The 13,656-nt window shown below is 67.7% G+C and carries 7 protein-coding genes, 2 tRNA genes and 1 other RNA gene; all 10 read left to right on the top strand.

What is annotated here, in order from left to right:
• The first annotated feature begins 102 nt into the window (after positions 1-102).
• Positions 103-2,505 carry a hypothetical protein gene (locus FJY88_07700; protein MBM3287218.1) on the top strand — a complete coding sequence of 801 codons (2,403 nt, stop codon included), beginning with the start codon at positions 103-105 and terminating at the stop codon, positions 2,503-2,505.
• The gene (gene dnaG / locus FJY88_07705) at positions 2,463-4,391 is read left to right on the top strand and encodes a DNA primase (GenBank protein ID MBM3287219.1); all 1,929 of its coding nucleotides are present in this window, start codon (positions 2,463-2,465) and stop codon (positions 4,389-4,391) included. The genes FJY88_07700 and dnaG overlap by 43 nt, the downstream gene beginning before the upstream one ends.
• Before the next feature lie 58 nt (positions 4,392-4,449).
• Positions 4,450-6,264, top strand: coding sequence for an RNA polymerase sigma factor RpoD (rpoD, locus tag FJY88_07710; GenBank protein MBM3287220.1), 1,815 nt, complete (start codon positions 4,450-4,452; stop codon positions 6,262-6,264).
• Positions 6,265-6,329: 65 nt separating this feature from the next.
• Positions 6,330-6,402, top strand: a tRNA-Met gene (locus FJY88_07715).
• 24 nt (positions 6,403-6,426) lie between these two features.
• Positions 6,427-6,502: transfer RNA gene (locus FJY88_07720), tRNA-Val, on the top strand.
• A gap of 115 nt (positions 6,503-6,617) precedes the next feature.
• Complete coding sequence (locus FJY88_07725; protein MBM3287221.1) at positions 6,618-7,334, top strand: hypothetical protein; 717 nt, start codon at positions 6,618-6,620, stop codon at positions 7,332-7,334.
• 64 nt (positions 7,335-7,398) lie between these two features.
• An RNA gene (gene rnpB / locus FJY88_07730) (RNase P RNA component class A) lies at positions 7,399-7,810 on the top strand.
• 17 nt (positions 7,811-7,827) lie between these two features.
• A complete protein-coding gene (locus tag FJY88_07735; protein MBM3287222.1) occupies positions 7,828-10,110 on the top strand; it encodes a glycosyltransferase family 39 protein in 2,283 nt (760 codons plus the stop codon).
• A gap of 145 nt (positions 10,111-10,255) precedes the next feature.
• Positions 10,256-13,138, top strand: coding sequence for a hypothetical protein (locus tag FJY88_07740; GenBank protein MBM3287223.1), 2,883 nt, complete (start codon positions 10,256-10,258; stop codon positions 13,136-13,138).
• Positions 13,108-13,656: hypothetical protein (locus tag FJY88_07745; protein MBM3287224.1), on the top strand; the 549-nt coding region annotated here is incomplete at its 3' end. The genes FJY88_07740 and FJY88_07745, both read left to right, overlap by 31 nt.

Consider the following 13,656-nt stretch of genomic DNA (forward strand, 5'->3'; position numbering starts at 1 on the left):
CGCCGCTCGGAGAAAGGGCACTTCGAGCCGGAGCTCGTACCGGTAGATCCGGGCCAAACCGCCTATCGAGGCCGGCCCGGTCGCGCCGGGCCGGCCACTTTCGTGAACCAACACGTACTAGGTCTGCTGGAGTTTCCCAAGGTCTGCCAGATGGTCGCCGAACGCGCCCACTCGGCGCGGGGCCGCCAGGGGGCGCTTGCCCTGCGTCCGTGCGTCGATCGCGCCGCGGTCGAGGGCGAGCTCGATTGCGTGCGCCAGATGCGGGACCTCTGGATCGCCGGATACGACCCGGGGCCTATCGAGATCGGCGAGCTCGAGCCGCTGATCGCGAGGCTTTTCATGGAAGAGGATCTCCTCGACCCGCTGGAGATCCTCGAGCTGCGGCGCTACCTGGATCTGAGTTCGCGCGTCCGGCGAACCCTGGGCAGGCCCGAGATCGAGCAGCGCTTTCCGGACGTCCACCGGATCGCCGCGCAGTTCGAGGATCATGGCCAGCTCGTCAAGAGGATCGACGAGGTCTTCGATCCGTCGGGGGAGTTCCTCGACACCGCCTCGCCGAACCTGGCCCGCATCCGACAGAGCCTGCGCGACCAGAGGCTCGAGGCGGGCGAGGCGCTCGCGGCCCTGGCGCGGCGCGAGACGAGTCGCCCGGAGGAGAGCTTCGTGACGCTCCGGGAGGGGCGCTACGTCCTGGCCGTGAAGGCCCAGGACCGGGCGCACCTGAAAGGGATCGTCCACGGCCACTCCGGCTCGGGCCAGACCCTCTTCCTCGAGCCGCTGCAGGCGATCGAGCGCAACAACGCCATCGCCGAGATGGAGGCGGGCGAGCACGAGGAGCGCGTCCGCATCCTGCACGAACTGACGGGCCGTCTGAGGGATCGAGCGGCCGAGATCCGGCGCGGGTACGCGGCCTGCGGCGTTCTCGATCTCCTGCGCGCGCGCGCCCAGCTGGCCCTCGATCTGGACGGCAGGGTTCCGGCTTTCAACGATGGCGATCGGCTTCGCCTGGTCGCGGCGCGCCACCCGCTCCTTGCGGAATCCGAGCGGGCGGGCGGCGCGGCGGTCGTGCCCCTCGACCTCGAGCTCGCCGGCGCCGCGAGGACCATGGTTCTCTCCGGGCCGAACATGGGAGGGAAGACAGTCGCCCTGAAATCGGTGGGTCTTCTCGCAGCGATGGCGCAGAGCGGTCTGATGGTTCCGGCGGGGGACGGGACCGATCTGCCGGTCGTGGACGGAATCTACGTCGATCTCGGCGACGAGCAATCGATCGAGCAGGAAACGAGCACTTTCGCGGGACACCTGAGAAACATCGCCCTCGCATGGAGCGAGGCCACCGGGCGCTCCCTTGTCCTGCTCGATGAGCTGGGGGGCGGAACCGATCCGGATGAAGGAGCGGCCCTCGGGCGCGCCCTCCTGGAGCTTCTCACCGATCGGGGGTGTCTCGTCCTGGCGACGACCCACCTCTCAGGGCTCAAGCTCCTGGCCCACGAGCATCCCAGGATGGGGAACGCGGCGATGGAGTTCGATCCCTCGACGCAGAGGCCCACCTATCGGCTCTGCCACGGCTCGCCCGGTCGCTCGCGCGCCTTCGAGTTGGCGCAGAAGATCCTCCCACCCGGCGAGCTTGTCACGAGGGCCGAGTCGTACCGGTCGCGGTGGGCGGCCAAGCTGGACGAGCTTCTCGGGGATCTGGAGCGCCAGAAGGCGCTTCTCGAAGAGCAGGAGTCCCGAGTTCGGATCGCGGAGGAGGAGCTGCAGGCGGCCACACGCCGCAGGGAGCAGCAGGCGGAGAGGCTGAAGCAGAGGCTCCACCAGCTCCGGCAGGGCCGGATCGAGGCGGGGGGGAGGACGGTCGCGGAGGCGGAGAATCTCCTAAACGAAATCAGGCGGATGCGTGTCGAAGCGGAACGGACCCTCCAGGAGCGAGGCCGCATCGAAGCGGCCGAGATCAAGACCGCCGAGGAGGGTCTCGAGCGAGTCCGGTCGCGCCTTCGTTCCCCGAGAGACCCTGCCCTGAGGCCCCTGCGCCGGGCGGATCTCCAGCCGGGCCGTCTGGCCTGGAGCGCGGACCTGAAGTCCCACGTCAGGATCGAGTCGGAACCTGAAGGGAACGAAAGGGTTTGGATTGCGCATGGCACGCTGCGGTTCCTGGTCGACAGCAGCACACTTTCCGAGGCCCCCGCAGGAGGTCCGCTCATCTCCCCGACGCGCGGGCGGGATGCCGTCCGTGGTCCGGAAAGCGTCGCGCCCGTCGAGAGGCAGATCGATCTGCGGGGCCGATCCGTGGAAGAAGGGACTCTGGAAGTCGAGCGCTACATCGATCGGGCTTCCCTGGCGGGGACTCCGGAGGTTCGGATCATCCACGGCAAGGGAACCGGGAAGCTCAAGCGTGCGATCGAGGAGTTTCTCGCGGCGAGCCCCCTCGTGGTTTCCTTCCGGACCGGCGAGCCGCATGAGGGTGGATGGGGCGCGACGATCGTGAGTCTGCGCTCAACCGAGGTCTGAGGACGAAGAGGCGGATCCCGCGGGCAGTAGGAAGTAGGAGGCTCCGCGGGATGTGGGATCGCGAGGCGCGCGATCGAGCGGGGGGCGCCCGGGCCCGCCGCGGAGAACGGGGTGCCAGGATGGGACTCAGGGGAAGCGACCCCTTCGTCGAGCAGGTGAGGCTGGCGACCGACATCCTCGCCGTGATCTCCCCCTTTCTGGAGCTGCACAAGGCCGGGAAGCGGTGGAAGGGACGCTGCCCCTTCCACGCGGAGAAGACCCCGTCCTTCTTCGTGAATCAGGAGAACCAGACCTTCTACTGCTTCGGCTGTCGCGAGGGGGGCGATGTCTTCACTTTTCTGATGATGATGGAGAAGGTCACCTTCCCCGACGCCCTCAAGATGCTCGCGGAGAGAGCGGGGATCGAGATTCCCCGCCGGCGGTTCCCCGGAGCGGCAGAGGGGGATGACCGCCTCGGCGAGGCGATCGAGGTCGCCGCGAGCTTCTTCAGCGATCGATTGCGGTCGCAGGAAGGAGGCCCCGCCCGCGACTACCTCATGCGGAGGGGCATCGACGAGGAGCAGATCGCTCGATTCGGCCTCGGCTGGGCGCCGGCCTCCTGGGACGCCCTCCTGCAACACGCGCGGCGCCTGCTGCCCGAACGCGTCCTGCTCTCGGCCGGGCTTGTCGTTGAGGGGGAGCGGGGACTCTACGATCGCTTCCGCGAGCGTGTGATGATCCCCATCCGCACGCCGGGCGGGCGGCCGGTCGCCTTCGGCGGCCGGCTCCTCGGCGATGGAGAGCCGAAGTACCTGAACTCGCCGGAGACTCCTCTCTACAAGAAGGGGGCGATTCTCTTCGGACTCTCGCAGGCGCGCGATGCCATCCGGGCTGAGGAGAACGTTCTTGTGGTCGAGGGCTACTTCGATGTCATCAGCCTCTCGACCGCCGGCATCGGGTGGGTCGTTGGCAGCTGCGGAACCGCCCTGACCGCGGAGCAAGCGATGCTTCTCAGGCGTTACGCGGAGCGCTGGGTCCTCCTCTTCGATGGGGATGCCGCGGGTCGGACCGCCGTCCTGCGGGCGCTGGATGCGGCGGTGCCGGTGCATCCGGGGGTGCGGGTGGCCCTCTGCCCGAAGGGGCTCGATCCGGATAGCTGGGTCCGCGCCGAGGGGCCCGCGGCGGTGCGACAGGCTCTGTCGAGAAGCTACACGCCGCTGCAATACGTCGAGGAGCATGTGAGAGAGGAGGGGCTCGCGCCCGAGGTCGTTCTCTCCCGCGTGGCCGATCTCTTGCGCAAGATCACCGATCCCCTGGTCCGCGACCTCTGGGTGCAGGACGCCGCCGGGCGTTTCCGGATCCGGGAGGCGCGCATCTATGAAGCGATCGGCCGCGCCGGCCCGGGGACGGCGTCGCGTCCCCAACCGATCGCCCCGGCGGCGGCCTCGCCCGAACGCCGGCCCATGGGGCAGAGGGAGAGACAGATCGTGGCCGTGGCTGTCGCGAGCCCTTCCCTGGCAGCCGAGCTCCGGGAAGCGTGCGCGGAGATCCCCGAGATCGATTCGAGGTGCGGGGATCTGCTTGCCTGGATTGCGGAGAGATACCTCGAGGGCATCGTCGACGAGGCCGCGCTTCTCTCGAGCGCGAGCGAGGATCCCGACATCTGGCGAGGTCTCGACTTTCTGCACGGAGAGACAGGATCGGTCGCGGAGGTCCCGGTGGATCTGGTCCCGCGGCTGAGGGCGCTCGGACTCCAGCGGCGGATGCGCGATCTGACCGACCGGATCCGCCGCGCCGAAGAGAGGGGCGAGCCTATCGTCTCGCTTCTGAAGGAGAAGCAGGACCTCGCCGCGGCGCTCCGGGAGACGGAAGCGCCCGACGGCGAGCGGAAGAGCAACTTTCCCTAGACAACTCGCCGATGAGCTGGCATTCTTAGAAAACGTGCCGGAAAGGAGCCCATCCAGCATGAAGGAGCGACCGCGGGGGGCGGACCTGCAGGCCCTCAAGGGTCTCGCCCTCCGGCAAGGTTACGTCACCTACGAGGATATCGAAACCGCAGTCAACAGCGCCGGTCCACCCGACCAGATGGTCGAGCAGATGGACGAGGCGTTCGTGCTTCTTCGCGACCTCCAGATTCGGATCTTCGAGTCGCTCGAGGACGCCCAGCGCGAGCTCAAGCATCTCCGCGCGACGCCCGACGCGGCCCGCAAGGACGCCCGCCTGCAGCCCACTCCCGCCGTGCGCTACGACGACCCCGTCCGCATGTACCTGCGCGAGATGGGGCGCGTGCCGCTGCTCGATCGAGAAGGGGAAGTCGAGATCGCGAAGCGGATCGAGACCGCGGAGCACCAGATCGCGGGCACGATGTTCAAGACCCCGATCGCCATCCGGGAGATCGAGGCGGCTTCAGATAAGCTGCGGGCCGGCAAGGGCCAGCTCGGCGACGTCATCCAGCTCGACATGGGCAACTGGGATGCCGAGGTCTCCCCGAAGAAGGAGTTCCGCCGCGCGACGGTGGGAGTCGCGAGGATCCTGAAGGACTACTCCAGCTGGATCGAGGCCAAGGTGGTGGCCGACAAGCGCGCCCCCGCGCAGAAGAGGCTGCAGCTTCAGGCCGAGTTCCAGAAGAGGGAGCGAAGGCTGGTCGAGGATGTGCTGAAGCTGCAGATCAGCCAGAAGCTGATCGAGCGCCTCTCGGCGCGGCTCAAGCGGGAGCTCGACCGCTTCCGCGAGGCGGAGCAGAAGATCGCCGCTCTCGAGAAGGAGATTAGCCAGCGCCGCAGCCAGCTTGCCGGTCTCAAGGAGACCGCCATGAAGAGCGGCCGGGCGGCGAAGGCGAAGGGCTCGGCCGCCAAGAAGGCGGCGCCGCGCTCGCGGGCGGTTCCCAAGGATGACGTGTCGACCGCCCTGCGGGCGGAGATCACTCGGCTCGACACGGAGCTCAAGGCCGAGAAGCGCAAGATCCGGCGGATGGAGAACGACATCCGGATGGACCGCGCCGTCCTCCAGGATGTGGTTCACCTGATCTCCGACGGGGAGATGCGACGCGACCAGGCGAAGAAGGAGATGATCGAGGCCAATGTCCGCCTGGTGATATCGATCGCCAAGCGCTACACCAACCGGGGCCTCGAATTCCTCGATCTGATCCAGGAGGGAAACAGCGGCTTGATGCGGGCCGTCGACAAGTTCGACTACCGCAAGGGATACAAGTTCTCCACCTACGCGACCTGGTGGATCCGACAGGCGATCACGCGCGCGATCGCAGACCAGGCCAGGACGATCCGGGTGCCCGTCCACATGATCGAGGCGATCAACAAGGTCGTGAGGACGACGCGGCGTCTGGTCCAGGACCTGGGCCGGGAGCCGACCTCGGAGGAGATCGCCGAGCGGCTCAAGATGCCGGTCGACAAGATCAAGCTGGTTCTGAAGGCGTCCCAGGAGCCGATCTCCCTCGACCGGCCGATCGGGGAGGATGACGACTCGAACCTGGGGGACTTCATCGAGGACACGAGCGTCGTCTCGCCAGCGCACTCTGCGACCTTCGCGATGCTCCGCGAGGAAGTGAACGAGGTCCTGGAGACGCTCACAAAGCGCGAAGCGCGCGTGATCAGGCTGCGCTTCGGGCTGACGGAGGACGGCTGCCCGCGGACCCTCGAGGAGGTGGGCGCTCTCTTCAACGTCACGCGGGAGAGGATCCGGCAGATCGAGGCGAAGGCCTTGCGGAAGCTCAAGCACCCGACGCGCAAGAGACGCCTGAAGGCGTTCATGGAGATGACCTAGGCCCGGGTTGCTTGACGGTTCGGGGAGTGTCTGATACCGTCCGGTTCCCGGGAGTTAGCCGGTCGGGGCCCATAGCTCAGGGGTCAGAGCTGCCGGCTCATAACCGGTCGGTCCTTGGTTCGAATCCAAGTGGGCCCAAGAGGTGAGGGCGAACGATGGCATGGGCGGATAGCTCAGCTGGCAGAGCATCGGCATCACAAGCCGGGGGTCGCAGGTTCAAGTCCTGTTCCGCCCACCATCCCTCCGACCGAGGACAGCCGGGCGACCCGGCTTGCGAGGAGTTCGCGACCAGGGGGTAGCCAGATCGGCTACCCCTTCGCAATTCTGAGAGGATTCGCGGAAAGCGGAGAGCGATGATAGGCGCACAAGATCTGAGAGTTCTGCATTCCCTGAAGGTTCTTGACCGGGACATCGATCGTCTGCGGGAGCGCGCGGTCGTGATCCCGCGCGAGCTCGAGCGTCTGGAGAAGGAGATCAAGGTCCATCAGGACATCCTGGAGGAGGAGCAGAGGAGGCTCCAGGACCTCCGTCTCGACCGCCGGGCCGCGGAGAGGGAAGTCGAGCAGGCGAAGACCCGCCGGAGGGAGTTCGAGGAGAAGCAGTACCGGATCCGGAACAACCAGGAATACCAAGCGAACCTCCGCGAGATCGAGGCGATGAGGGAGAAGGCCTCCCAGAACGACGACAAGATCCTCGAGATCCTCGTCCAAGAGGAAGCGATCCAGAAGGAGATCGACCGCCTGCAGGCGATCGTCGACGAGGAGAGGCGCAAGCACGAGGGCGCGGCGGGGAGGCTCCGCGCGGAGCAGGCCGAGGTCCAGGCCGCGCTCGACGAGAGGGAGGGGGAGCGGGTCCCCGCCGTGGAGAGGCTCTCGGCCCCTCTGCGCGCGAAGTACGAGAGGATCAGGAAGAGCAAGGGGGATCTGGCGATCGTGGGAGTGGACGCGGGCGCCTGCGGAGGATGCGGCTACGCCCTGCCGCCCCAGCGGCTCCAGGAAGTCCGGCGCTCTCGCGACGTGATCATTTGCGAGGGGTGCGGGCGGATCCTCGTGGCACCCGGGACCGACTGAGCGGATCGCGGCGGATCGCGGGCTGTTGGGTCTTCGCTCAGGTTGCGGTAGGATCATGGCGATGGGGAGCCGGTGTGATGGTCGCGGGGCCCTCGGGCCCTGAGGAAAGTCCGAGCTCCACAGGGCAGGGTGCTGGGTAACCCCCAGTGGGAGCGATCCCAAGGAAAGTGCCACAGAGAACAGACCGCCTTGCGCAAACCGGCGGAGCCGCATCGGCCCGGAAGGGTGCATCGATGCGTTCGACGGTGCAGGGTAAGGGTGAAACGGTGAGGTAAGAGCTCACCAGTATCCGCGGCGACGCGGGTAGCTCGGCAAACCCCACCCGGAGCAAGACCGAATAGAGGAGGAGAGATGGCCCGTCTCGCCACAACTCCCGGGTTAGGTCGCTCGAGGCGGGCGGAGACGCCCGTCCCAGACAAATGACCGTCGCGGGATTCGTTCCGCAACAGAACTCGGCTTACGGCCGGCTCCCCGTCACACCTCTCCGGCGCAGATGACGCAGCGGCGAATCATCCCGATCTGCCTGTTCCTCCTCGGCCTGCTGATCGGATCGCTGCGGCTCGCCGGCCCGGCGTCTGATCTCTATCCGGTCGAGGGGGACAGCGCGAAGTACCACGCGATCGGGCAGGGCTTCAAGGCGCTCTACGCCCACCCGGCGCACTACGCGGGGCTCTGGATCACGCGGGGGGCGCGCCATGAGGATCTCCAGCGGATCGGGTTCGACTCCTGGGTCCTCCAGCATGCCCCGGCCTACACCGCCCTGCTCGGGCTCTTCTACATCCTCCCGGGGGATGATGTCGCGGCGGGCCGGTTTCTGACCCTGCTGCTCTTCGCGCTCGGAGCGGCTCTTCTCTTCGCTCTGGCCAGGGAGATCTTCGGCGTGCCGGCGGGCCTCGTCGGAGCGATTCTCTTCCTCCTGTGGCCGGCCCACTGGCTCCATGGAACGGCCATCCTGACAGAGATCCCGATGGCGACGGCGGGGCTTGCGGCGGCCTACGCGTTCGTGCGGACCGCGGGCGCGCAGCGCCGCAGCCGCTGGTTCCTGGGCGGCGCGATGATCGGTCTGCTCGTTCTGACGAAGACGCCGCTTCGATTCCTCGCCCTTCCATGGATCGTCCTCGAGGCTCTCATCGAGCGCAGCGGCCCGCGCGGGGTCCGGCTGCGCCGGGCCGGGTGGAGGCTCGCGGGCTGGGGAGCGACGCAGATCGTCTGGCTCGTCTTCCTCTGGGGATTCCATCTCTCGCCGAATCCGCTCAAGGGACAGGGGGACGACTGGCTCTGGGTCTATCGGGGCAACTATCTGCCGGATCGAGGATGGGAGACGGTCGGGATCGGCGACGCTGCGACGCCGGAGCTCTATGAGGGCGCGCGGCGGGCCGGGGCGTACCCCCAGCGGGAACAGAAGGGGGCGATGTACAGGGAAGCGTTCCTCGCGACCCTGCGCGGCGACCCCGGAGGAATGCTCGCGCTGATGATCGCGAAGGCGGGCATCTACTGGCGCTTCCCCGCCACGAAAACGTTCGTCCGGGCGGGGCCGATCGAGATGCCTCCGCCGATTCGGCTCCAGCCGGCCCTCGCGATCGCCGCGCTGGCGGGGCTCGCTCTCTGTCTCGGGAAGGGCGGGGGAAGAGCCTGGCTGCCTGCGGCGGTCCCGATCTTCCTGACCTTCCTCTTCGCGACGACGCACCTCGTGAGCCGCTACAACATCCCCGCGCTCCCCTTCGGGATGCTCTATGGAGCGGGGGCGGCGCAGGGCGCGCTCCGGCTGACACGGCAGCTTCTCCATCGGCTGCGGGCCGGCCGGCAGGGGCCGGCATGGGCCATCCGTCCTGCGGACAGGCCGCTCTGGATCGCCCGCGCGCTCCTAGTGCTGCTCCCCATCGGCGTCATCGCGGCGGGGACGGTCGCCAACGACGCCGACCCGGATGCCCGGCGGATCACGCTGCGCCGCCCCGGCGATGGGGTCCGTCTCGCCCTTCTGCTCCCCGGGGGGATCGCCGGGAAGGACTTCGCCTCGGCCGAGATCGTCGCCGACATGCTCCCTTCGGTCCGCGGGGAGATGACCCTTTCGATCCGCCTCTCAGGAACGGAGGTGGCCCGCATCGATGGGCGGCCGCGGAGCGGGCGAGAGAGCTTCCTCCTGGATCAGAGGATCCACGAGGAGGGGGATCGTTACGCGCGGATCCTCCGTTCCGTCGAGCGCCACCTCGACGGCTTCGTCCGCAAGCGGCGGGGATGCTCGAGCGTCGGACTCGACTACTACCGCCAGTGGCATCGATTCCCTGTGAGTCCGGAGATCGCCTTCGCGACGCCCGAGCCTGTGCTCGAGATCGTGGTCCTCGAGTCCCGAGGCGGTTCGATGGACATCTACCTCGATCGCGACGCGCCCGCTTCCGGCTCGCCCGATCGAGTGATCATGATGCCCGCCTTCCTCGACAACGCCTATGAGCTCTCGTCCTATCGCTTCGACGCCCTCGCATCGGATCGGCAGCTCGCCGACGCGCGGCTGATTCGCCCCGCGAGCATCCTCTCCTCGCGTCGCAAGGCGGAGCGGATGGAAGGCGCGGGCGGCGCCCGGCCCCTGCGGGGCGAGCCGAGGATCCGTCTGCGGGCGAAGCTCCCCGGCGGTCTGGGTCTGGTGTCGACGGGAGGGGGGGGAGTCGAGCCCGCCTACGTGACAGACCCGGGGCGCGCGTTGAGAATGCTCTCGCCGCGCGAGATCCGCTCGCTCCAGGCCGACAGAGACCGCTACATCAGCGGCTACGTGACGTTCTGACGCCTCCGGGAACCCGCCGCTCCACCTGCACGGTTTGCCGGGCTTGGGTCCTCGGGTGCGCCTTCGCTCGGCGCATAGCGCAGCTCGCTGCGGCGCACCCCCTCGGACCAGGCCGGCGTCCCGTGAAGACGGCCGGGCCGAGCAGATGCTGCATGCGAGCCTCGCAGATGTCGTCGAACCCATCTACTATGAGGATGTGAACCGGACGCCCGATAGGATGCCGACGCGTCGTCGGCGCGCCACGATCCTGGCCCTCGCAGCCGCCTGGCTCCTCGTCTGGGCCCCTACCGCGGCTGGCCAGTATCTCACCTTCGGCAAGAACAAGGTCCAGTACAACCGGTTCGAGTGGAGGGTCCTCGAGAGCGAGCACTTCAGGCTCTACTTCTATCCCGAAGAGGAGGAGCTGGCCCGCATCGCCCTCGAGATGTCCGAGGAAGGGTACGACCGCCTGCGCCGGCTCCTTGTCCACGAGGTCGAGCGGCGGATTCCTCTGATCATCTACAGCAGCCACCAGGATTTCCAGCAGACGAACGTGACGCCGTTTCTCCTCCCGGAGGGAGTCGCCGGGCTGACGGAGTTCGGGCGCGGGCGGGTCCTGATCCCCTTCGGCGGCTCCCTGGACGAGTTCCGGACGACGATCCACCACGAGCTCATCCATGTTTTCCAGCTCTCGATGGAACAGATGAGCTACGCGCGCCGCGCGAGGAACGCGCTCCCCTCGCCGCCGCTCTGGTGGATCGAGGGGTTGGCAGTCTACAGCTCGGAGCGGCGCGACTCCGAAGCCGACATGATCCTGCGCGATCTCGTCTTCACCGGCCGGCTGCCGTCGCTGAAGGACTTCTGGCGCTATGACGGCACCTATACGCTCTACAAGCTCGGGCACTCGGCGGTCGAGTTTCTCGCCGACACCTACGGCCCCGACATGATCCGCGCCGTCTACGACGCCTTGAGCCTGTCAGGCGGGTTCGAGGAGGCGCTCGCGCAAGCGACCGGCGTCCCGTTCGAGGAACTGAACGACCGCTATGTCCACGAGATGAGGCGGCGCTACTACCCCGATGTGACGAAGGAGGAGCCGATCGCCTTTCACAGCCGCCAGCTCACCCGAGGCCCGGTCGATCTGAGCCCGGTCCCGGTGCCGGCAGGAGTGAAGGGGTTCGAGGGAAGCTACCTCTTCCTCTCGCCGCGAACCGGCTACACCGACATCTACGCCGCGTCGCTCGACGGGCGCGAGGAGCGGGTGCGCGCCGTCGTCAGGGGCGAGAGGCACGCCCGCTTCGAATCGCTGCACCCCTTCCGCGCGCGGATGGATGTCAACCGCTCGGGGGAGCTGCTCTTCGTCTCCAAACGGGGCGGCGAGGATGTCATCTATGTCTATTCGCTCGAGAGCGGGAGGGTGATCGAGGATCACGCCTTCGAGGGGCTCGTCGGCCTCAGGAGCCCGAGCTGGGCTTGCGACAACCGGCGATTCGTCTTTTCCGGCCTCTCCCGCGCCGGTGACTCGGACCTCTATCTGTTCGACCGCCGGTCCGGGCTCCTCGATAGGCTGACGGCGGACCGATACGAAGACGCAGACCCGAGCTGGGAGCCGGACGGCGAGAGGATCGTCTTCGCATCGGATCGCGGACCGGGCGACGGAGCCGGCAGGAATCTCTTCCTGCTCGATCTCCGCGACCGATCGATTCGTTATCTGACGCGCGGTCTCTGGAGGGATCGCGCGCCCTCATGGTCGCCTGACGGGAAGGAGATCCTCTTCTCGAGCGACCGGGAGGGATTCTCGTCGATCTGGCGCGTGAGCCCCGATGGCCGCGGGGGCAAGGCGCTCTCGGGCATCGAGGGGCTCACCGATCCGAGGCTCGCCTCCGACGGACGGACGCTGCTCTTCTCCTGCTACCAGGGGGGGCAGTTTCGGGTTCACGCCGCGGCGCTGCCGGCGCGCGAACGCGCCGATTCGTCCCGGCTCGCGTCCCTCTCCCCGAGCGAGAGACCTCCGTGGAGCTGGCGCTCGAGGCCGGCGGATTTTGCCGTCAAAGAGGCGCGCTACCGCTCGAAGCTCTCCCTCGAGATCGCTCAGGGGGGCGTCGCTCTCGATCCGAACTTCCGCGGGGGCGAGGGAGTGCAGATCCTCCTTGCCGACATGATGGGGAACCATCTGCTCTTCGTCCAGCTCGGCAACGCCACCTTCTCGACCGAGAGCTTCATCAAGAACTTCTCGGCGGGCGCGAGCTATGTGAACCTCTCGCGGAGGCTCAACTACGGCCTCTCCGGTTTTCACTTCGTCGGGGACTACCTCGACGAGAACGGGCTTCCATACCACGATCGCCGGGCAGGAGCCTCCTCGATCCTGATCTACCCCCTCTCCAAGTTTCAGAGGTTCGAGCTTGTGAACGGACTCGCCTATGCGGAGACGGAGCGGGAAGCGACGGGATTCAAGCGGACCGGCCCTGTCGCGCAGCACAGCGTGGCCTGGATCCGCGACACCGCGCTCTGGCTCCCGACCGGCCCGATCGACGGGCATCGGATGAACCTGACCCTCGGCGCCACGATGGACCTCAGGCAGGGCAAGCGGGAGAGCGTGCTGCTCCTCGCCGATTACAGGCGATACGTGAGACTGGGGACCTACAGCGCCTACGCCTTGCGGACGCAGGGCCTCGTGAGCGGCGGGCCCAATCCCCGGACTTTCTTCCTCGGCGGGTCGCTCAATCTCCGTGGCTATCCGAGACGTGGGCTCGAGGGGCGGCGGAGCCTGCTCATCAACCAGGAAGTCCGTTTCCCTGTCGTGCAGCGCTGGATGTTGCAGGTTCCGATGGGGGCCCTCGAGTTTCCTCAGGTGCAAGGCGCTCTGTTCGCCGACGCGGGGACGGTGTGGGATTCGGGCTGGGATCTGCCGTGGAACGGAAGCCTGGGAGGTGGACTGCGGATGGGTCTCGGCGGGATCATGGTGTTCCGACTCGATCTCGCCTGGCGAACCGATTTCGAGAAGATCGACGGTCGGAATCGATGGGATTTCTTCATCGGGTGGAACTATTGAGAAGGTCGGGACGCCTGCTCGGGCTGTCGGCGGCGATCGCGGTGGGGTTCTTGCCCGGCGTGGCCGTCTCCCAGACGCCGAGGGTTCTCTGGGAAAAGCGCCTCACCCACGCGCCGGGGGTGGCTCCCACGCTCCACGGGGACACGCTCTGGATCGTCGGAACCGACCAGAGGATCCAGTCCCTCTCCGCCTCCGGAGGGGCTCGCCACTGGAAAAGGTCGCTCGGGTCGCAAGCGCTCCTGCCCGTCGTGCCGGCGCCGGGCGCGGTCGCGGTCTGCGTGGGATCGCCGGAGCCGGGTCTCATCGTTCTTGAGCGCCGCAACGGCCGTGAGCGGTGGCGCGTGAGAATGAGCGGCGCGGCCGTGGGGCTCGCCGCCGGTGGAGGCGGCATCGCCGTCGCCACGCGGCCCGGTAAGATCTCGGCCTACGCCCTCGAGGATGGCAGGCGACTCTGGGAGCGCTCGCTGGGCATCCCGATCGCCGGCATCTGTCAGGATGAGTCCCGCCTCTTCGTTCTC

This window comes from Candidatus Eisenbacteria bacterium (assembly GCA_016867495.1).
Lineage (GTDB): Bacteria > Eisenbacteria > RBG-16-71-46 > CAIMUX01 > VGJL01 > VGJL01.